The organism is Pseudomonas mendocina (assembly GCF_003008615.1).
GTDB lineage: Bacteria > Pseudomonadota > Gammaproteobacteria > Pseudomonadales > Pseudomonadaceae > Aquipseudomonas > Aquipseudomonas mendocina_C.
In genome coordinates this window covers 3854187-3874230 of sequence record NZ_CP027657.1, presented here as the reverse complement: position 1 = coordinate 3874230, position 20044 = coordinate 3854187, and the positions used below count along the sequence as shown (strand labels likewise).

18 protein-coding genes are annotated in these 20044 nt (G+C 62.9%); 9 read left to right on the top strand and 9 right to left on the bottom strand.

The window, feature by feature from the left end; translation table 11 throughout:
* The first annotated feature begins 183 nt into the window (after positions 1-183).
* The 6 genes from minC (at position 184) to lpcA (ending at position 5021) form a co-directional block, all read left to right on the top strand.
* On the top strand, positions 184-912 hold the full coding sequence (gene minC, locus C7A17_RS17990; protein WP_106739300.1) for a septum site-determining protein MinC: 729 nt from the start codon (positions 184-186) through the stop codon (positions 910-912).
* A 100-nt stretch (positions 913-1012) separates the two neighbouring features.
* Positions 1013-1828 carry a septum site-determining protein MinD gene (gene minD, locus C7A17_RS17985; RefSeq protein WP_106739299.1) on the top strand — a complete coding sequence of 272 codons (816 nt, stop codon included), beginning with the start codon at positions 1013-1015 and terminating at the stop codon, positions 1826-1828.
* On the top strand, positions 1825-2079 hold the full coding sequence (gene minE / locus C7A17_RS17980; protein ID WP_004423407.1) for a cell division topological specificity factor MinE: 255 nt from the start codon (positions 1825-1827) through the stop codon (positions 2077-2079). The genes minD and minE overlap by 4 nt, the downstream gene beginning before the upstream one ends.
* Positions 2080-2290: 211 nt before the next feature.
* Entirely contained in the window at positions 2291-2926 is a 636-nt protein-coding gene (locus C7A17_RS17975) for an RluA family pseudouridine synthase (protein WP_106739298.1), read from the top strand.
* Positions 2927-3129: 203 nt separating this feature from the next.
* Positions 3130-4419: a M18 family aminopeptidase gene (locus tag C7A17_RS17970; protein ID WP_106739297.1), complete on the top strand. Its 1290-nt coding sequence runs from the start codon at positions 3130-3132 to the stop codon at positions 4417-4419.
* Positions 4420-4433: 14 nt separating this feature from the next.
* On the top strand, positions 4434-5021 hold the full coding sequence (lpcA, locus tag C7A17_RS17965; RefSeq protein ID WP_106739296.1) for a D-sedoheptulose 7-phosphate isomerase: 588 nt from the start codon (positions 4434-4436) through the stop codon (positions 5019-5021).
* Positions 5022-5248: 227 nt separating this feature from the next.
* Here the strand turns inward: lpcA and C7A17_RS17960 are convergent, their stop codons facing one another.
* Positions 5249-5998 carry a helix-turn-helix transcriptional regulator gene (locus tag C7A17_RS17960; protein WP_106739295.1) on the bottom strand — a complete coding sequence of 250 codons (750 nt, stop codon included), beginning with the start codon at positions 5996-5998 and terminating at the stop codon, positions 5249-5251.
* 243 nt (positions 5999-6241) lie between these two features.
* Here C7A17_RS17960 and C7A17_RS17955 point away from each other — a divergent pair, with 243 nt between their 5' ends.
* From C7A17_RS17955 to C7A17_RS17945, 3 genes are all read left to right on the top strand, one after another.
* Positions 6242-6946: a hypothetical protein gene (locus C7A17_RS17955; RefSeq protein WP_106739294.1), complete on the top strand. Its 705-nt coding sequence runs from the start codon at positions 6242-6244 to the stop codon at positions 6944-6946.
* A 61-nt stretch (positions 6947-7007) separates the two neighbouring features.
* Positions 7008-9401 carry an endopeptidase La gene (gene lon / locus C7A17_RS17950; protein ID WP_106739293.1) on the top strand — a complete coding sequence of 798 codons (2394 nt, stop codon included), beginning with the start codon at positions 7008-7010 and terminating at the stop codon, positions 9399-9401.
* 87 nt (positions 9402-9488) lie between these two features.
* Positions 9489-9881, top strand: a complete 393-nt coding sequence (locus tag C7A17_RS17945; protein ID WP_106739292.1) for a protease inhibitor I42 family protein — start codon at positions 9489-9491, stop codon at positions 9879-9881.
* Positions 9882-9926: 45 nt separating this feature from the next.
* Here C7A17_RS17945 and C7A17_RS17940 read toward each other — a convergent pair whose 3' ends face one another.
* The 8 genes from C7A17_RS17940 to kdgD all read right to left on the bottom strand — a co-directional run bounded on the left by C7A17_RS17940 (position 9927) and on the right by kdgD (position 19818).
* A complete protein-coding gene (locus tag C7A17_RS17940) occupies positions 9927-10688 on the bottom strand; it encodes an ABC transporter permease (RefSeq protein WP_106739291.1) in 762 nt (253 codons plus the stop codon).
* Positions 10685-11614, bottom strand: a complete 930-nt coding sequence (locus C7A17_RS17935) for an ABC transporter ATP-binding protein (protein WP_106743018.1) — start codon at positions 11612-11614, stop codon at positions 10685-10687. Before C7A17_RS17935 ends, C7A17_RS17940 begins: the two co-directional genes overlap by 4 nt.
* A gap of 249 nt (positions 11615-11863) precedes the next feature.
* The gene (locus C7A17_RS17930) at positions 11864-12805 is read right to left on the bottom strand and encodes a 2-hydroxyacid dehydrogenase (RefSeq protein ID WP_106739290.1); all 942 of its coding nucleotides are present in this window, start codon (positions 12803-12805) and stop codon (positions 11864-11866) included.
* Between the two features lie 12 nt (positions 12806-12817).
* Positions 12818-14374 (bottom strand): galactarate dehydratase, encoded by a 1557-nt coding sequence (gene garD / locus C7A17_RS17925; protein WP_106739289.1) that lies wholly within the window; start codon positions 14372-14374, stop codon positions 12818-12820.
* Between the two features lie 22 nt (positions 14375-14396).
* Complete coding sequence (locus tag C7A17_RS17920; protein WP_106739288.1) at positions 14397-15755, bottom strand: MFS transporter; 1359 nt, start codon at positions 15753-15755, stop codon at positions 14397-14399.
* Positions 15756-15927: 172 nt separating this feature from the next.
* Positions 15928-17277 carry a glucarate dehydratase gene (gene gudD / locus C7A17_RS17915; RefSeq protein WP_106739287.1) on the bottom strand — a complete coding sequence of 450 codons (1350 nt, stop codon included), beginning with the start codon at positions 17275-17277 and terminating at the stop codon, positions 15928-15930.
* Between the two features lie 87 nt (positions 17278-17364).
* Positions 17365-18801 (bottom strand): aldehyde dehydrogenase family protein, encoded by a 1437-nt coding sequence (locus C7A17_RS17910; protein WP_106739286.1) that lies wholly within the window; start codon positions 18799-18801, stop codon positions 17365-17367.
* Between the two features lie 105 nt (positions 18802-18906).
* Entirely contained in the window at positions 18907-19818 is a 912-nt protein-coding gene (gene kdgD, locus C7A17_RS17905) for a 5-dehydro-4-deoxyglucarate dehydratase (protein ID WP_106739285.1), read from the bottom strand.
* Positions 19819-20044 lie beyond the last annotated feature (226 nt).

The window sequence follows — 20044 nt, the reverse complement described above, 5'->3', positions numbered from 1 at the left end:
TTTCCAAGCCGCTCGGTGGCATCGGCGCAGGCCACAAAGGTCACGACAGCGAATCGACAGGCAAAGGCCCGACCTCGCGTCGCCTTCCGGCGGTCTTGCCGATGCAGGTGTCTTGCGGCATGCGGGCTATGTCGTTATAAGTCCGGGCATCTTTCGACTCGCCAGAAGGCCCATCGCACCACCATGAGCCAAGCCGACCTCCTTGCCCAAGACCCCGTATTCCAGCTCAAGGGCAGCATGCTCGCCATCACCGTGATGGAACTGGCACACAACGACCTCGAGCGCCTCGACGCGCAACTGACGGAAAAAGTCGCCCAGGCCCCCGCCTTCTTCAGCAACACACCGCTGGTACTGGCGCTGGACAAACTGCCGGAAGGCGAAGGCGAGCTGGATCTGGCCGAGCTGATGGCCGTCTGCCGCCGCCACGGCCTGCGCACCCTGGCCATCCGGGCCTCGCGGGACAGTGACATCGCCGCCGCCGAAGCCATGGACCTACCGGTACTGCCACCCTCCGGTGCGCGCGAGCGCCCTATCGACCCAGCGCCCAAGAAAGTCGAAGAGAAACCCGCCGAACCCGAGCACAAACCCAGCCGCATCATCACTACCCCGGTACGCGGTGGCCAGCAGGTCTATGCCCAGGGCGGCGACCTGATCGTGCTGGCCCCGGTCAGCGCCGGGGCGGAACTTCTCGCCGATGGCAACATCCATGTTTACGCGCCCATGCGTGGCCGCGCCCTGGCAGGCATCAAGGGCAACACCAAGGCACGGATTTTCTGTCAGCAAATGGGCGCCGAAATGCTGTCGATCGCCGGCCATTACAAGGTCGCCGAAGACCTGCGCCGCGACCCGCTGTGGGGCGATGCGGTACAGGTCAGTCTGTCGGGTGACGTGTTGAACATCACCCGCCTTTAACGGATACTGCGGCCACTTTTTACGGACACAAAAAGGGCATCTGGAAGCCTCGAATGGCCTCAGATTCCCGCGTTATTTTCATTTTTTGGGGTGAATCACCTTGGCCAAGATCCTCGTAGTCACTTCCGGCAAGGGTGGCGTCGGTAAAACCACCACCAGCGCTGCCATCGGTACCGGCCTCGCCCTGCGCGGGCACAAGACCGTCATCGTCGACTTCGACGTCGGCCTGCGTAACCTCGACCTGATCATGGGCTGCGAACGCCGCGTGGTGTACGACTTCGTCAACGTCGTCAATGGCGAAGCCACCCTCACCCAGGCCCTGATCAAGGACAAGCGTCTCGAGAACCTCTACGTGCTGGCCGCCAGCCAGACCCGTGACAAAGACGCCCTGACCCTGGAAGGCGTGGAAAAGGTCATCGCCGAGCTGTCGCAGAACTTCGAGTTCGTGGTCTGCGATTCGCCAGCCGGTATCGAGAAAGGCGCGCACCTGGCGATGTACTTCGCCGACGAAGCCATCGTCGTGACCAACCCGGAAGTGTCCTCGGTACGTGACTCCGACCGTATGCTCGGCCTGCTGGCGAGCAAATCGCGCCGCGCCGAGAAAGGCGAGGAGCCGATCAAGGAACACCTGCTGCTGACCCGCTACAACCCCGAGCGCGTCACCAAGGGCGAAATGCTCGGCGTCGAAGATGTCGAGGAAATCCTCGCCATCCGCCTGCTCGGCGTGATCCCCGAATCCCAGGCCGTGCTCAAGGCATCCAACCAGGGTATCCCGGTCATCCTTGATGACCAGAGCGATGCTGGCCAGGCGTACAGCGACGCAGTCGATCGACTGCTGGGCAAGGAAGTCGCACACCGCTTCCTGGATGTGAAGAAGCAGGGCTTCCTGCAGCGCCTGTTTGGAGGTCGAGAATGAATATTTTTGACTTCTTGCGTTCGCGCAAGAAGGAAACCACCGCATCCATCGCCAAAGAGCGCCTGCAGATCATCGTTGCCCACGAACGTGGCCAGCGCACTCAGCCCGACTACCTGCCTGCCTTGCAGCAGGAGTTGGTGGAAGTGATCCGCAAGTACGTCAACATCGACTCCGACCAGGTGCAGGTCGCACTGGAAAACCAGGGCAGTTGCTCGATCCTGGAGCTGAATATAACCCTGCCAGATCGTTAAAAATCTATCTGGACTTGCTGCGCGTCGGTTCTGCTGCGTTAAAAACAGGCTCGGAATGCTCATGTACAAAAGTACACTCCGCTTCCTCACCTTTTTTGCCTTGCATGGCTCTAGCTCGCAGCGCCCAGGATAGATTTTCTGGCTCATATACACGAATGGCGGCCTTGCGGCCGCCATTCGTTTTTATCGCCCAGTCCAACCAGAACACACCATGCCGCTTAGCCAGATCGAAATTCTCCACCAGGACGCCGCCCTGCTGGTCATCAACAAGCCTACCCTGCTGCTGTCGGTGCCCGGCCGCGCCGATGACAACAAGGACTGCCTGGTCACTCGCCTGCAGGAAAACGGCTATCCGGAAGCGCGCATCGTCCACCGCCTGGACTGGGAAACCTCGGGCATCATCGTGCTGGCCCGCGACGCCGACAGCCACCGCGAACTGTCGCGCCAGTTCCACGACCGCGAAACCGAGAAGGCCTATACCGCGCTGTGCTGGGGCCAGCCGCAAGCCGATAGCGGCAGCATCGACCTGCCACTGCGCTACGACCCACCCACCAAGCCACGCCATGTGGTCGACCATGAACAGGGCAAACACGCCCTGACGCATTGGCGCATCGTCGAGCGCTGTGGCGACTGGTGCCGGGTCGAGCTCACGCCCATCACCGGTCGCTCGCACCAGTTGCGCGTGCATATGCTGTCCATCGGCCATCCACTGCTGGGCGACCGCCTCTACGCCCATGAACTGGCCCTGGCCGCCCATGAGCGCCTGTGCCTGCATGCCAGCATGCTCGCCCTGACCCACCCGCAGAGCGGTGAGCGCCTGCGTTTCGAGTGCCCGGCGCCGTTCTGACGGCTCCCGGCCCTCATGTCCCGTAGAGTGCGCCGTGCGCATCAGCAAAGGCGGCGAGGCAATCTCAGATAACAAACGCGAAGCGGTGCGCACAGCGCACCCTACCCGCAGATAGCCTGAGACTATGGCCCCAAACAAGTGCGTAGCCGGCACAGCGCGATGCAAATTGGTTACACTCGCGCCATCGCTGTCTGGAGCCCTGCATGCGCGAAGAACTGATTCAAGGCTTGCTCGATTTTCTCAACGCCTCGCCGACCCCCTTCCATGCCACCGCCAGCCTGGCCATGCGCCTGGAAGCTGCGGGTTACCGTCACCTCGACGAACGCGCGCCCTGGCATACAGAAGCTGGTGGCCGCTACTACGTGACCCGTAACGATTCCTCGATCATCGCCTTCAAGCTCGGCAAGCGGCCGGCCGTCGACGGCGGTATCCGCCTGGTCGGCGCACATACCGACAGCCCGTGCCTGCGCGTCAAGCCCAACCCCGAACTGCAGCGCCAGGGCTTCTTCCAGCTCGGTGTGGAAGTCTACGGCGGTGCCCTGCTCGCGCCCTGGTTCGACCGTGACCTGTCGCTGGCCGGCCGTGTGACCTACCGCCGTGATGGCAAGGTAGAAAGCCAGTTGATCGACTTCTACCAGCCCATCGCCGTGATCCCCAGCCTGGCCATCCACCTCAACCGCGAAGCCAACCAGGGCTGGGCGATCAACCCGCAGAACGAGCTGCCACCAATCCTCGCCCAGCTCGCCAGCAGCGAAACGGCCGATTTCCGTGCCCTGCTCGCCGAGCAACTGGCCATGGAGCACGACTTCAACCCGGATGCGGTGCTGGACTACGAGCTGAGTTTCTACGATACCCAGAGCGCCGCCATCGTCGGCCTCAACCAGGACTTCATCGCCAGCGCGCGTCTGGACAACCTGCTGTCGTGCTACGCCGGCCTGCAGGCGCTGATCGACGCCAATGACGAGGAAACCTGCGTGCTGGTCTGCACCGACCACGAAGAAGTGGGTTCCTGCTCGGCCTGCGGCGCCGATGGCCCCTTCCTCGAACAGGTGCTGCGCCGCGTGCTGCCGGAAGGCGACACCTTCGTCCGCGCAATCCAGCGCTCGCTGCTGGTATCGGCAGACAACGCCCATGGCGTGCACCCGAACTACGCCGACAAGCATGACGGCAACCACGGGCCCAAGCTCAACGCCGGCCCGGTGATCAAGATCAACAGCAACCAGCGCTACGCCACCAACAGCGAAACAGCCGGCTTCTTCCGTCACCTGTGCCTGGAAAACGAAGTACCGGTACAGAGCTTCGTGGTGCGCAGCGACATGGGCTGCGGCTCCACCATCGGCCCGCTTACCGCCAGCCAGCTGGGCGTGCGCACGGTCGACATCGGTCTGCCCACCTTCGCCATGCACTCGATCCGCGAACTGGCCGGCAGCCATGACCTGGATCACCTGGTGAAGGTGCTGACTGCCTTCTACTCCAGCCCTGAACTCCCCTGAGGTTCTGAAACGCGATGATCGAACATATCCGCAACAGCCTGCAGGAAGCCCAGCGCGCGCTGGAGGCCTTCCTCGCCAACGAACAGACCCTGGGCAACATCCAGAAGGCCGCCGAGCTACTGGTCGAGAGCTTCGAGAACAAGGGCAAGGCCTTTTCCTGCGGCAACGGCGGCTCGATGTGCGACGCCATGCACTTCGCCGAGGAGCTGACCGGGCGCTACCGCAAGAACCGCCCGGGCATCGCCGCCGTATCGATCAGCGACCCCAGCCATATCAGCTGCGTAGCCAACGATTTCGGCTACGACTTCATCTTCTCGCGCTACATCGAATCGCACGGCCGTGAGGGCGACGTACTAATCGCCATCAGCACCAGCGGCAAGAGCCCCAATGTGGTCAAGGCCGCCGAAGCAGCCAAGGCGCTGGGCGTGAAGGTGATCGCCCTGACCGGCAAGCCCGGCTCGCTGCTGGAGAGCCTGGCCGACGTGTGCATCTGCGCACCGGGCGGCGACTTCGCCGACCGCGTGCAGGAGCTGCACATCAAGACCCTGCACATCCTCATCGAGCTGATCGAGCGCAAGCTGAGCCCGCAGAATTACGCCTGAGAATGGGTAGGATGGGCCGGGCGGCGATCCGCTTCAGCCCATCGTTGACTGCCTGGCATGTGGGCTGACTGGTGGGCTGAAGCCCACCCTACTCGACTGCAAGTGTGGTGGCGTGATCAACAAGATGACAGGCGACTAACCCACCCTACGTATAGAGCCCGCAGAATTAAGCCTGACCCTGTAGCCCGGATTGCATCCGGGCTACGCAATGGTGGAACACCGGATATTCAGGCGCTACGCAGACGCTTCGGGGTCAGGCCCATATAGCGGCGCATGGCCGTGGTCAGGGCACTCTGGCTGGAGAAACCACACTCCTCGGCAATACGCACCAGCGGCAGGTTGCTTTCACGCAACATGCGCGCAGCGCGGTCGAGACGGGTCTTGAGCAGGTACTGGTGTGGTGTGAGGCCGACGCAGTCCTTGAACTGAGCATGGAAGTGGCTGGGGCTCAGGCACATTTCATGAGCCAGCTCGGCGACACTGATACGCCGCGCCAGGTGCTCACCGATATAGTCATCCAAACGCTGCATATCCATCGCCCCCTGCGGCGGCCGGCGTTGTTCGCCAAACAGGCGCAGATGCAGAGCACGCAGCAATACGCCGCCTAGAGAGCGAGCAAGGATGGAGTCGCTGCCATAACGCTCCAGCTCTGCACCGGCATAGGTCAGCAGGTGCTGGAAGTCGACATCGAGGGCAGGATAACGGGGCGTTTCGAACAGGCGATGAAGCAGCTCCAGGTCTTCGCTGGGGGTGTCCTGCTCGTCCAGATCGAGGATCAGCATGCGGTTGTCGCCCATGCCGGCGAACTGGTGAGCCGCATCGCCCGGTACCAGGCAAGCGCGCATACGGCAGACTTCTCCGCCACGCCCACCAACTTCGAATTCGGCGCGGCCGACCAGAGACATCACCAACTGGTGATGGTCATGGGCATGTTCATGGGCCTGTTCATCCAGGCGGATCACACGGGCTTGCAGCATCGCTAAAGACTGGCGGCACGAAACAAGGGTTGCACTTTACTCCTTTCCACAGAAAAACGCCGCAACCACCTATCAGCGAAATGGTTGCACCTATAGCAACCTACGCATCTAATCACACCAATGAAAGTATCCAGGCTCCATTAACGCGCCCCATGAAACCCTGCTAGCCATATTACGCAGCGCCAGGTAGCTGGCAGGAGAGTTGCTTCGCTCCTCTCGACCCAGCACAACAAGCGAGCACCAATGAGCGATACCGCCCTGATACTCCTGACCCTGCTGGTCATACTGCTGGCGCTGGGCTACTGGCTCGCCCAGCGCACGGAGAATCGTCAACGCACAGCCAGCAAGCAGGCGGACACCGAATTGGTGCAGCGCTGTCTCGACCTGCTCCAGGCCTTGCAGAAACACCGCGGCCTGGGCGCACAACAGGATGCTGCCAGCGTCACGCAGCGCCTCGCGTTGGCACAGCAACTGGATGCACTCTGGCTGAACTGGCCCGGCGCCAGCCTGCAGTTACCGCCCCTGCAACAGCACTGGCCGCAATTGCGTCGCAAGCCCGCCGACTTCGATGCGCACTGTCGCGTGATCGAAACGCTGCTGGAAGTGATCGAGCACCTGGAAGATCGCCTCTATCGCCAGGATCACCACAGGATTCGCGGCCTCGGCGAAGCCTGTCGCTCGCTCGAAGACCTCGCCAGGCTGCGCGGCCTGGCAGTACGCGCTGCCAATTACGAACGCTGCCCGCCTGGGTTGCAGATGCAACTGCGCTTTCTCTGCAACCGACTGCTCGATCAGGAGCAGGATCTGCCACTGCTCGCCTTGATCGAACGCCTGCAGAGTGACCTGATCGAGCCGGCACAGATCCGCCTGGCACCTGCTGACTGCTTCGCCCTGCTCACTCCCCTGATCGAACAACGCCTGCAAGGCATTCGCCTGAGCCTTGATTGAAACGTTGAAATAGCGCCGACGTCGCCCCATGTAGCAACCAACGTGCAAGCAAAGGTGCTCCATGAACGATCAGGACATCCACTCCGAAGCAGTCGAAGACAACGCGCAATCCACCACCGGCCTGGTACTGCCCGCGCAAAGACTGCCGGACAAGCTCTACATCATCCCTATCCACAACCGCCCGTTCTTCCCGGCGCAAGTGTTGCCGGTGATCGTCAACGAGCATCCCTGGGGACGTACGCTCAAGCGTGTGGACAACACCGATCACAAGTGCCTGGCGGTGTTCTACGTCGACAACCCGCCTGACGAGAACGGCGAGTTCGACCTCGAGAGCCTGCCCGAGCACGGCACCCTGGTGCGCGTGCACCACGTCAGCGAAGAGGGCGGCAAGCTGCAGTTCGTCGCCCAAGGCCTCACTCGCGTGCGCATTCGCGGATGGCTCAGCCGCCGCGGCCCTTACCTGGCTGAAGTGGATTACCCGCAGGCGCCCGCCGACCCGCGTGATGAGGTCAAGGCCTATGGCATGGCGCTGATCAACGCCATCAAGGAGCTGCTGCCACTCAATCCGCTGTACAGCGAAGAGCTGAAGAACTACCTCAATCGTTTCAGCCCCAACGATCCATCGCCGCTCACAGACTTCGCCGCCGCGCTGACCACCGCGCCCGGCCGCGAGCTGCAGGAAGTGCTGGACACCGTGCCCATGCTCAAGCGCATGGAGAAGGTGCTGCCACTGCTGCGCAAGGAGGTCGAGGTCGGCCGCCTGCAGAAGGAGCTGTCGGCCGAGGTGAACAAGCAGATCGGCGAGCGCCAGCGCGAGTTCTTCCTCAAGGAGCAGCTCAAGCTGATCCAGCAGGAGCTGGGCATCAGCAAGGACGACAAGAGCGCGGATCGCGAGGAATTCCTCGCCCGCCTCGAAGGCAAGACCCTGCCTGCGCCGGCGCAAAAGCGCATCGACGAAGAGTTGAACAAGCTGTCGATCCTGGAGACCGGCTCGCCGGAGTACGCCGTCACGCGCAACTACCTGGACTGGGCCACCGCTCTACCCTGGGGCATTCACGGCGAAGACAAGCTCGACCTCGGCCGCGCGCGTAAGGTGCTGGACAAGCACCACGCCGGCATGGACGACATCAAGCAGCGCATCACCGAGTTCCTCGCCGTCGGCGCCTTCAAGGGCGAGATCGCCGGTTCCATCGTGCTGCTCGTCGGTCCGCCCGGCGTGGGCAAGACCAGCATCGGCAAGTCCATCGCCGAATCGCTCGGCCGGCCGTTCTACCGTTTCTCGGTCGGCGGCATGCGTGACGAAGCGGAGATCAAGGGCCATCGCCGCACCTACATCGGCGCCATGCCCGGCAAGCTGGTGCAGGCGCTGAAGGAGGCCGAGGTGATGAACCCGGTGATCATGCTCGACGAAATCGACAAGATGGGCACCAGCTACCAGGGCGACCCCGCCTCGGCACTGCTGGAGACCCTCGATCCGGAGCAGAACGTCGAATTCCTCGACCACTACTTGGATCTGCGCCTGGATCTGTCCAAGGTGCTGTTCGTCTGCACCGCCAACACCCTCGATTCGATTCCCGGGCCGCTGCTCGACCGCATGGAAGTGATCCGCCTGTCCGGCTACATCACCGAGGAAAAGCTGGCCATCGCCAAACGCCATCTGTGGCCCAAGCAGTTGGAGAAGGCCGGCGTGCCGAAGGCGCGCCTGTCCATTAGCGATGCGGCGCTGCGCGCGGTGATCGAAGGCTACGCGCGTGAGGCCGGCGTGCGTCAGTTGGAGAAGCAACTGGGCAAGCTGGTGCGCAAGTCGGTGGTCAAGCTGCTGGAAGATCCCGACACGAAGATCCGCATCGGCGCCAAGGATCTGGAGGAAGCACTGGGTATGCCGGTGTTTCGCAACGAGCGTGTGCTGGCCGGTACCGGGGTAATCACCGGCCTGGCCTGGACCAGCATGGGCGGCGCCACCCTGCCGATCGAAGCCACGCGCATCCACACGCTCAACCGCGGCTTCAAACTCACCGGCCAACTCGGCGACGTGATGAAGGAATCGGCGGAAATCGCCTACAGCTACGTCAGCTCGCACCTCAAGCAGTTCGGCGGTGATCCGACCTTCTTCGACCAGGCCTTCGTCCACCTGCACGTGCCGGAAGGCGCCACGCCCAAGGACGGCCCCAGCGCCGGCATCACCATGGCCAGCGCCCTGCTCTCCCTGGCGCGCAACCAGGCGCCGAAGAAAGGCGTAGCCATGACCGGCGAGCTGACCCTCACCGGCCAGGTGCTGCCCATCGGCGGCGTGCGCGAAAAGGTGATCGCGGCGCGGCGGCAGAAGATCCACGAGCTGATCCTGCCGGAGGCCAACCGCGGTAGCTACGAGGAACTGCCGGACTACCTCAAGGAAGGCATCACCGTGCATTTCGCCAAGCGCTACAGCGATGTGGCCAAGGTGTTGTTCGACTGACCAAGGTGCTCGCAGCACACCCTATGGCTCGCATGCCGCACCCCGGTGCGGCTATGCTGGGCCAGGTTTCGTCGACTGGAGTTCGTCATGCACGCCACCTTGCGCCTGCTTACCCTACCCGCCCTGGCCCTGCTCACCGCCTGCGCCCATCAATCCGGCACGCTGGAGTTGAAGAAGGATCGACAGTGCCCGCTGACGCTGAACAAGGGTCAGCAACTAATTCTCAGCCTGCCGAGCAACCCGACCACGGGCTTTCGTTGGGAAGTGCGCGAGGCCGCCGCAAACGTGTTGCAGAGCCTCGGCCCCGAGGTCTACAGCAACCCGGAAGACGCCGGGCTGGTGGGCGCTGGTGGCATGTCCACCTGGCGTTTCACGGCGCGCGAGCCTGGCGAAGGTCGCCTGCTGCTGACCTATCAGCAACCGTGGGAGCCGAATGTGCCGCCGGCAGAAACCTTCGAGTGTGAACTGCGGGTTAAGTGACCCGAACGGCTTCTGTGGGAGGGGCTTTAGCCGCGAATGCCAAGCTCAGCTCTTGAGCCGGTAACCGGTCTTGAAGATCCAACCCACCAGCGCGATGCACAGTGCCAGGAAGCCCAGCACCATGGCCAGGCTGACGCCGACGTTGACGTCGGACACGCCGTAGAAACTCCAGCGGAACGCGCTGATCAGGTACACCACCGGGTTGAACAGGGTCACCGTCTGCCAGGCTGGCGGCAGCATGCTGATCGAGTAGAAGGCGCCGCCGAGGAAGGTCAGCGGCGTGACGATCAGCGCCGGGACGATCTGCAGCTTCTCCCAGCCATCGGCCCATACGCCGATGATGAAGCCGAACAGGCTGAAGGTCAGTGCGGTGAGCACCAGGAACGCTGCCATCCACACGGGATGTTGAATCTCGAAATCGACGAACAGCCGCGCCGTGATCAGGATGATGATGCCAAGGATCACCGACTTGGTGGCCGCTGCGCCGACATAGCCGATAAGGATTTCCAGGTAGGACACCGGCGCCGACAGCAACTCGTAGATGCTCCCCGAATACTTGGGCATGTAGATCCCGAACGAGGCGTTGGAAATGCTCTCGGTCAGCAGCGCCAGCATGATCAGCCCTGGGATGATGAAGGCGCCGTAGCTCACGCCCTGCACCTGGGTCATGCTCGAGCCGATGGCCGAGCCAAACACCACGAAGTACAGCGAGGTGCTGATCACCGGCGTGGCGATGCTCTGCAACAAAGTGCGCCAGGTACGCGCCAGCTCGAACAGGTAGATGGCCTTGATGGCATACAGGTTCATGCACGCGACTCCTTGATAAGACCGACGAAGATCTCCTCCAAGGAACTCTGGCTCGACTGCAGATCCTTGAAGTCGATGCCATGCTGGGCCAGATCACGCAGCAGCTCGGCGATACCAGTGTTCTCATGCTGGGCATCGAAGGTGAACACCAGGGCATGGCCCTGATCGGCCAATTCCAGGCCGTAGCGCGACAGCTCGGCCGGCACGCAGGACAGCGGCTGCTGCAACTGCAGGGTCAGCTGCTTCTTGCCCAACTTGTGCATCAGCACCTGCTTGTCTTCCACCAGAATGATCCGCCCCTTGCTGATCACCCCGATGCGATCCGCCATTTCCTCGGCTTCTTCGATGTAGTGGGTGGTGAGTATGATGGTCACGCCACGCTCACGCAGGCGCCTGACCATGTTCCACATGTCGCGGCGCAGCTCCACGTCGACGCCAGCGGTGGGCTCGTCGAGGAAGAGAATCTGCGGCTCGTGCGAGAGCGCCTTGGCGATCATTACCCGGCGCTTCATGCCGCCGGACAGTTCCATGATCTTGGCGTTGCGCTTGTCCCACAGCGACAGATCCTTGAGCAGTTGCTCCAGGTAGGCCGGGTCGGGCTTCTTGCCGAACAGGCCACGGCTGAACTTGACCGTCGCCCATACCGTTTCGAACACGTCGCTGACCAGCTCCTGCGGCACCAGGCCGATCTGCGAACGGGCCGCGCGGTAGTCGCGGACAATGTCCTTGCCGCCGACCAGCACCCTGCCCTCGCCAGGATTGACGATGCCGCAGATGATGCTGATCAGGGTGGTCTTGCCGGCGCCATTGGGGCCGAGCAAGGCGAAGATCTCGCCCTGGCGAATATCCAGGTCGATGCCCTGCAACGCCGGATGCCCGGACGCGTAGGTCTTGTTCAGTTGCGCGATGGAAATGACCGACTGCACGGTGGGTTGTCCCTTGCCTGCGGAAAACACCACAGTCTACAGGGCTCGGGCAGCATCATCACCGCGCACCATGAAAAACGGCGCACTTGTGGTGCGCCGGGGATGCAGCAGGTGAGGTAAGGAACGATTGCACCGCTTGTGGCAGTGCAACGATAGGCCAGGCAGCACGTGCTACCCAGCATATTCGGTGGTGAACAGAACCGTAGGGCGGGTGAAACCCGCCGCCTCAGTTGGCGGGTTGCACCCGCCCTACAATGGGGTCAGCAACTTGCCGGTGGCGATGAAGCTCTGCAGATTGTCCAGCACCAGATCGGCCATCTGCTGGCGGGTCTCGACGCTGGCACTGCCGACGTGCGGCAGCAGCACCACGTTGTCCAGTTCGCGCAATGCAGCAGGCACCTGGGGTTCGCGTTCGTAGACGTCCAGGCCGGCACCGGCGATCACGCCCGTTTGCAATGCCGTGATCAGCGCCGCCTCATCGACCACCGAGCCGCGCGCCACGTTGATCAGAAAACCATCAGCCCCCAGCGCTGCGAGCACCTTGGCGTCGATCAGGTGATAGGTGGCCTGGCCACCTGGGCAGGTCAACACCAGGAAATCCGCCCAGCGCGCCAGTTCCAGCAGATCCGGCTCGTGCTGATAGCGGCTGCCCGCGACCGGACGGCGATTGTGGTAACGCACCGGCATGGAAAAGCCCGACGCCCGCTGCGCCACCGCCTCACCGATGCGACCGAGGCCGACGATGCCCAGACGCTTGCCACTGACCCGCCGCGCCAAGGGGAAACCCGTGGTGCTGTTCCAGGCACCACTGCGCACGAAGCGATCCGACGCAGACAAAAGCCGCGCGCTGTCGATCATCAGGCCCATGGCCAGATCCGCCACGCAGTCGTTGAGCACATCCGGCGTGGTGCTGAGGGCGATGCCGCGCTCGCGCAGCAACTCCAGCGGGTAAGGGTCGTAGCCGACACCGAAACTGCAGATCACCCGCAGATTGGGCAGCAGCCGCAGTTGATCAGCCGTACAACCGAAGCGCGCCGAAGACACCATGTAGATGAACTGCTCGCCCTGCTCACGCAGAAACGCCAACGGATCGGCCTGTTGCCACAGGGCGCTCACCTCATAGCGTTGCGCCAGCTCTTGGTTGAAGCGATCGCTTAGCGGGCCAATTTGCAGCACGCGGGGTTTGTTCATGAAGACTCCTGATCAGGTCACTGGCGCCGGGTTGAACAGCACCAGATCGTTATGCAGGCGCAGGCGTTCAGCGCAGGTCTGCTTACGGCCGCTGGCGACATCCAGGTACAGCTGGAAAATCGCCCAGCCCATTTGCTCCAGGGTCATGCGCCCGGAGACGATCTGCCCGGCATCGACGTCGATCAGATCCGGCCAACGCTCGGCCAATTGCGTACGCGTGGCCACCTTGATCACCGGCACCATGGACAGGCCATAGGGCGTGCCGCGACCGGTGGTGAAGATATGCAGGTTCATGCCCGCTGCCAACTGCAAAGTGCCGCAGATGAAATCACTGGCCGGAGTGGCGCAGAACCACAGGCCCTTGCCGCGAATACGCTCACCCGGCGCGACGACACCGGCAATGGTGCTGTTGCCGGATTTGGCGATCGAGCCCATGGCCTTCTCGACGATGTTGTTCAGCCCGCCCTTCTTGTTGCCCGGCGTGGTGTTGGCGCTGCGGTCGGCCATGCCACGCTGCAGGTAGCGGTCGTACCAGTCCATCTCGCGGATCAACGCATCGGCCACCTCGACGCTGGCGGCGCGCGGCGTCAGCAGATGGATACCGTCACGCACCTCGGTGTTCTCGGAAAACATCACCGTAGCCCCGGCACGCACCAGCAGATCCGCCGCCACGCCCAGCGCCGGGTTGGCGGTGATGCCGGAAAAGGCGTCACTGCCGCCGCACTGCATGCCGACCACCAGTTCGGAGGCCGGCACCGTCTCGCGGCGACGCTGGTCGAGCACCTTCAGGCGATCCTCGATCATGCCCATGATCTGCTCGACCATGCCGGTGAAACCAGTGCCGGAATCCTGCAGGCGGAACAGCCAGTCTTCCTCGTCCATGCCGTTGGTGAGCTGATCGCCATCCATCAACTGGCTGGCCTGCAGCTTCTCGCAACCGAGACTGATCACCAGCGCCTGGCCACCGAAGTTGGGGTTGCGACTGATGTTGTACAGGGTACGAATCGGCACCACGGCATCCGGCGCGCTGATCGCCACGCCGCAGCCGTAGCTGTGCGACAACGCCACCACGTCGTCGACGTTGGGGTACTTGGGCAGGACTTCCTTGCGCACGCGCTCGACCACGTGATCGAGCACACCGACCACGCATTGCACGGTGGTGGTCACGCCGAGGATGTTGCGCGTACCGACGCTGCCGTCCGGGTTACGGAAACCCTCGAAGGTATAACCCTCCAGCGGCTCGCCAGGCGAGGTTTGCAGGGTTGCCTTGGGCAGGTTGTCCAATACCGGCGGCTCGGGCATGCGCAGCACCTGCTCGGTCACCCAGCTGCCGGCGGCGATGGGCTTGAGTGCATAGCCGATGATTTCACCGTAGCGCACGACTTCGCCACCTTCGGCGATGTCCTGCAGCGCCACCTTGTGGCTCTGCGGAATGCCTTCGACGGCCTTGAGGCCATCGTCGAACTGGCCGCCGGCGGCCACGCCCTGATCGTTGACCACCACGCCGACGTTATCGGTCGGATGCAGGCGGATATAACGGGGCGAGTCCTGATGGGGAATCAACTGCATGAATGCTTCTCCTCTTGTGCGATCAGGATACCGAGCCGGAGTCCGAGCGGGAGGCGCCTGGTTCGGCCCCTGGCTGCTCGTCCAGCTCGATCCTGTGAATACGGCCAACGATGAACAGGAAACTCACGACCGCCAGCAGTGCATTGGCGGCGACATAGGCCAGCGCCCAGTCGAACGAACCGGTGCGGCTGACCAGATAGCCGATGACGATAGGCGTGCTGATCGCCGCCAGGTTGCCGAAGGTATTGAACAGCCCAGCGGACAGGCCGAGGATCTGCCGCGGCGAGGTATCGGCCACCAGCGTCCAACCCATCGAGCCCAGCCCCTTGCCGAAGAACGCCAGCGCCATCAACGCCACCACCGCAGCATCGCTCTCGGCGTAGATGCACAGCACCAGGCTGCCCGACAGCAGCAGGCCGACCACGACCGGCAGCTTGCGAGCCAGGGTCAGCGAATAACCACGACGCAGCAGACCGTCGGACAACAGGCCGCCCAACAGACCGCCGACACAACCGGCAATCGCTGGCACCGATGCGGCAAACCCGGCACCGATGATGCTCATGCCGCGCGCCTGCACCAGATAAACGGGAAACCAGGTCAGGAAGAAATAGGTAATGGCGTTGTTGCAGTACTGACCAAAATAGATGCCCAGCAAGGTGCGCTGGCCAAGCAGCAGACGCAGATGACGCCACTGCGGGCCGGCCTTGCTTGTCGCCTGGGTTTCCAGATCGATCAGGCCGCCGCCACTCTCGATGAACGTTCGTTCCGCCTCGCCCAGGCGCGGATGCTCGCGTGGGCTGTGCATCTCCCGGAGCCATACCAGCGACAGCGCGAGCCCCATGCAACCCAGCACGATGAACACCTGCTGCCAGCCGAACGCGTAGACCACCCAGCCCATCAACGGCGCGAACAACGCCGTGGCAGCGTATTGCGCCGAGCTGGAAATGGCCGTGGCAGTCGCACGCTCCGCCGTGGGAAACCACGACGCGATGATCCGTGCATTGCCAGGGAAACAGGGCGCCGCGGCAAAGCCCACCGCCAGGCGCAATAGGAACATGGTCGTTATCGCCCAGGCCACCGGCAACAGATCGACGAAACCCTGCAACAGGGTCAGCAGCGACCAGGCGAACAAGGCCAGGATATAGACCGGCTTGGTACCGAAGCGATCGAACAGCCAGCCACCCGGAATCTGCCCGAGCACGTAGGCCCAGCCGAACGCCGAGAAGATGTAGCCGAGCGTCAGCGCATCGATGCCCAGCCCTTCCTGCAGCGCCGAACCGGCGATCGACATGCTGGAACGGTCAGCAAAGGTGATCGTCGTGGCCAGGAACAGCACCAGCAGGATGGAGTAACGCGCTCGGCCCGGTTTGGCTGCTTGCATCGAGAAGACTCGCGTGTGGAAAGACTATATCTGCGCCAAGCACTGAAAAACTGCTGCAAAGCTCCGCAGGGCCAGCCGGCGGTGTCCCGTTTCAGCCCGTAGGGTGGGCTTCAGCCCACCAACTCTAGTCAGCGTGGGCTAAATCCCACCCTACGGAAACGCGACTCCCGGATCAGCGCACCATGCAGGGCCGCTTGTTGTTGAACGTCCAGTTGGGGATCAGGTACTGCATGGCGATGGCATCGTCACGTGCGCCCAGGCCCTTGGCCAGATACAGCTCATGCGCCTGCGCCAGTGCATCCCAGTCCAGCTCGACACCCAGGCCCGGCGCCTTCGGTACCTGCACCAGACCACCCTCGATACGCAACGGATTGCGCGTCAGGTGCTGGCCATCCTGCCAGATCCAGTGGGTGTCGATGGCGGTGACGCGCCCCGGCGCCGCAGCGGCGACGTGGGTGAACATGGCCAGGGAAATGTCGAAGTGGTTGTTCGAGTGCGAACCCCAGGTCAGGCCCCAGTCGTTGCACATCTGCGCCACGCGCACGGAACCGGCCATGGTCCAGAAGTGCGGGTCGGCCAGCGGAATGTCCACTGACTGCAGGGAGATGGTGTGGCCCATCTGCCGCCAGTCGGTGGCGATCATGTTGGTGGCGGTGGGCAGGCCGGTGGCGCGGCGGAACTCGGCCATCACTTCGCGGCCGGAATAACCGTTCTCGGCGCCGCAGGGGTCTTCGGCATAAGCCAGCACGCCATGCAGGTCACGGCACAGGGCGATGGCCTGATCCAGCGACCAGCCGCCGTTGGGGTCGAGGGTCACACGGGCCTCGGGGAAGCGTGCGGCCAGGGCGCGAATCGCCTCGACCTCGGCCTCGCCGTGGAGCACGCCGCCCTTGAGCTTGAAGTCGTTGAAGCCGTAGCGCGCATGCGCAGCCTCGGCCTGGCGGACGATGGCCTCCGGGGTCAGAGCGGTTTCGTTGCGCGTGCGGAACCAGGCGTCGTCGGCATCACGCTCGTCGCGGTAATCGAGGTCGGTCTTGTCCTTGTCGGCGATGAAGAACAGGTAGCCGAGCATTTCCACCGCATCGCGTTGCTGGCCTTCGCCAAGTAGCGCAGCGACCGGCACGCCCAGGTGCTGGCCGAGCAGGTCGAGCAGAGCCGACTCCAGCGCGGTGACGGCATGGATGGTGATGCGCAGGTCGAAGGTCTGCAGGCCACGGCCACCGGAGTCGCGGTCAGCGAAGGCACGGCGTACCTGGTTGAGCAGTGCGTTGTAGTTGCCGACCGGCTGGCCAACGAGAATCGAGCGGGCGTCTTCGAGAGTCTTGCGGATACCCTCGCCACCGGGAACTTCGCCTACACCGACATGGCCGGCGCTGTCCTTGAGAATGAGGATGTTACGGGTGAAATAAGGGCCGTGAGCCCCGCTCAGATTGAGCAGCATACTGTCCTGGCCGGCGACCGGCACGACTTGCAGCTCGGTGATCAACGGGGTGCCGACGGCGGCAGTGGTCTGTGAATTCATGAACGTTACCCTGTTTGTTTTTATACGGGTTTGACTGAATTGCATGAGCGACAAGGCGGATGACCAATCGTCACCCGCCCTGCGCGATCAACCGATGTAGGTGGTCTTCACCGTGGTGTAGAACTCCTGGGCGTAGCGCCCTTGCTCGCGCGGGCCATAGGACGAACCTTTGCGGCCACCGAACGGCACGTGGTAATCCACACCGGCAGTGGGCAGGTTGACCATGACCATGCCAGCCTGGGCATGACGCTTGAAGTGGTTGGCGTACTTCAGCGAGGTGGTGCAGATACCGGCGGAAAGACCGAACTCGGTGTCGTTGGCCATGGCCAGCGCCGCCTCGTAGTCGGCCACTCGAACCACGTTGGCCACCGGGCCGAAGATTTCCTCACGGCTGATGCGCATGTCGCCGGTGCTACCGGCGAACAGCGTCGGCGCGAGGAAATAGCCTTCGGTATCACAGGTCACCAGCGCGCCGCCGGATACCAGCTCGGCGCCTTCCTGCTTGCCGATCTCGATGTAGCGCAGATCCTGATCCAGCTGAGCCTGCGACACCACCGGACCGATATCGGTGCCAGCCTTGAGCGCATGGCCGACGCGGATCGAGCGCATACGCTCGACCATGGCCGCGACGAAACGGTCATGGATGCCATCGGTGACGATCAGCCGGCTGGACGCCGTACAACGCTGGCCAGTGGAGTAGAAAGAGCTTTGCACCGCCAGCTCCACGGCGACGTCAAGGTCGGCGTCGTCGAGGATGATCTGTGGATTCTTGCCGCCCATCTCCAACTGCACCTTGGCACCACGGGCAATGCAGTTGGCGGCGATGGTTCGACCGACGCCAACCGAACCGGTGAAGCTGATGCCGTCGACGCGCTTGTCGCCGACGAGGGTTTCGCCGACCTCACGGCCGGTACCCATCACCAAGTTGAACACGCCGGCCGGGAAACCCGCACGCGAGATTATCTCGGCGATGGCCCAGGCGCTGCCCGGCACCAGATCGGCCGGTTTGAACACCACGCAGTTACCGTGGGCCAGGGCCGGAGCGATCTTCCAGGAGGGAATGGCTATGGGGAAATTCCACGGCGTGATCAGGCCAACCACACCCAGCGGCTCGCGGGTGATCTCGACCGATACCCCAGGGCGTACCGACGGAATGATCTCACCGCTCAGGCGCAGGCACTCACCGGCGAAGAACTTGAAGATATTACCGGCGCGAGTCACCTCACCGATGGCTTCGGCCAGGGTCTTGCCTTCTTCACGAGCGAGCAGTTCACCGAGTTCCTGGCGGCGCGCGAGAATCTCGCTGCCGACCTTGTCCAGCGCATCGCTGCGCGCCTGGATGCCGGAGGTAGACCAGGCCGGGAAAGCCGCGCGGGCCGCCTCGATAGCCAGCCCGACCTGGGCAGCATCGGCCTTGGCATATTCACCGACCACATCGCTCAGATCCGATGGATTGATGTTGAGCGCGTAGTCGTTGCCAGCAACCCATTGGCCACCGATGTAATTGTCATAACGCCGAGTCATGGGATTCTCCCGTTACACACGAGGTGAAAACCAACACGTTCGGCCAAGTGGCGTCGAACTCTGTTCAACGCCTTGCTTGGCCGCCGCTTACACCGTTTTCAGGCCTTACTGAGCGCCTTGCGCCTTGATCAGTGCAGCCAGTTGCTCGACTTCTGCCGGCAGCAGGTCGGTCAGCGGAGCGCGAACCGGACCGGCGTCATAACCGGAGATCTTGGCGCCAGCCTTGACGATGCTCACCGCGTAACCGGCCTTGCGGTTGCGGATGTCCAGGTACGGCAGGAAGAAGTCATCGATGATCTTGCCAACAGTGGCGTGATCGTCACGCGCGATCGCGCGGTAGAAGTCCATGGCGGTCTTCGGAATGAAGTTGAACACGGCCGAGGAATAGACCGGAACGCCCAGGGCCTTGTAGGCAGCGGCGTAGACTTCAGCGGTCGGCAGGCCACCCAGGTAGGTCAGACGCTCGCCCAGACGACGACGGATGGAAACCATCAGTTCGATATCGCCCAGACCGTCCTTGTAGCCGATCAGGTTCGGGCAACGCTCGGCCAATTGCTCCAGCAGCGTGGCATTCAGGCGACAGACGTTGCGGTTGTAGACCACCACACCGATGTTCACCGATTTGCAGACCTGCTCGACGTGAGCGGCAACGCCGTCCTGGGAGGCTTCGGTCAGGTAGTGCGGCAGCAGCAGCAGACCCTTGGCGCCCAGGCGCTCGGCTTCTTGTGCGTACTGGATGGCCTGGCGGGTGGAGCCACCGACGCCGGCGAGAATTGGCACGCTCTTGGCGCAGGTGTCTACGGCAGTCTTGATGACGGAGGAGTACTCATCAGCGGCCAGGGAGAAGAACTCACCAGTGCCACCAGCTGCGAACAGGGCAGATGCGCCATACGGGGCCAGCCACTCGAGGCGACGAACGTAGCCTTCCGGGTTGAATTCACCATTGGCATCGAAATCGGTCAGCGGGAAAGACAGCAGACCGGAGGAGAGGATGGACTTCAGTTCTTGTGGATTCATTATGCGAACACCCTGTAAAGCGAGTTGTGAGGAATAACGTCAGCCGTAGCTGTAGAGATACGTTATCGTACAACAACAAAAAAAACACCTCTTTTCGCACCATCCGTTCGTCGAATGTTCTTCTCCACCCACTCGACGGGCTTTCCTGCATGCCGCTAAACAGCGCTTTAGAACAGTTCAACGACTAGTTCACGCAGGCCTGGTAGCGCAGTACAGAAGACACCGC

Bases quoted from the DNA above. Each gene is read 5' to 3' on its own strand.
- lon (WP_106739293.1), top strand. From the start codon at position 7,008: ATGAACGATCAGGACATCCACTCCGAAGCAGTCGAAGACAACGCGCAA.
- C7A17_RS17960 (WP_106739295.1), bottom strand. From the start codon at position 5,998: ATGCTGCAAGCCCGTGTGATCCGCCTGGATGAACAGGCCCATGAACAT.
- C7A17_RS17955 (WP_106739294.1), top strand. From the start codon at position 6,242: ATGAGCGATACCGCCCTGATACTCCTGACCCTGCTGGTCATACTGCTG.
- garD (WP_106739289.1), bottom strand. From the start codon at position 14,374: ATGCAGTTGATTCCCCATCAGGACTCGCCCCGTTATATCCGCCTGCAT.
- C7A17_RS17920 (WP_106739288.1), bottom strand. From the start codon at position 15,755: ATGCAAGCAGCCAAACCGGGCCGAGCGCGTTACTCCATCCTGCTGGTG.
- C7A17_RS17945 (WP_106739292.1), top strand. From the start codon at position 9,489: ATGCACGCCACCTTGCGCCTGCTTACCCTACCCGCCCTGGCCCTGCTC.
- minC (WP_106739300.1), top strand. From the start codon at position 184: ATGAGCCAAGCCGACCTCCTTGCCCAAGACCCCGTATTCCAGCTCAAG.
- kdgD (WP_106739285.1), bottom strand. From the start codon at position 19,818: ATGAATCCACAAGAACTGAAGTCCATCCTCTCCTCCGGTCTGCTGTCT.
- C7A17_RS17940 (WP_106739291.1), bottom strand. From the start codon at position 10,688: ATGAACCTGTATGCCATCAAGGCCATCTACCTGTTCGAGCTGGCGCGT.
- lpcA (WP_106739296.1), top strand. From the start codon at position 4,434: ATGATCGAACATATCCGCAACAGCCTGCAGGAAGCCCAGCGCGCGCTG.
- C7A17_RS17970 (WP_106739297.1), top strand. From the start codon at position 3,130: ATGCGCGAAGAACTGATTCAAGGCTTGCTCGATTTTCTCAACGCCTCG.
- C7A17_RS17975 (WP_106739298.1), top strand. From the start codon at position 2,291: ATGCCGCTTAGCCAGATCGAAATTCTCCACCAGGACGCCGCCCTGCTG.
- C7A17_RS17930 (WP_106739290.1), bottom strand. From the start codon at position 12,805: ATGAACAAACCCCGCGTGCTGCAAATTGGCCCGCTAAGCGATCGCTTC.
- C7A17_RS17910 (WP_106739286.1), bottom strand. From the start codon at position 18,801: ATGACTCGGCGTTATGACAATTACATCGGTGGCCAATGGGTTGCTGGC.
- gudD (WP_106739287.1), bottom strand. From the start codon at position 17,277: ATGAATTCACAGACCACTGCCGCCGTCGGCACCCCGTTGATCACCGAG.
- minE (WP_004423407.1), top strand. From the start codon at position 1,825: ATGAATATTTTTGACTTCTTGCGTTCGCGCAAGAAGGAAACCACCGCA.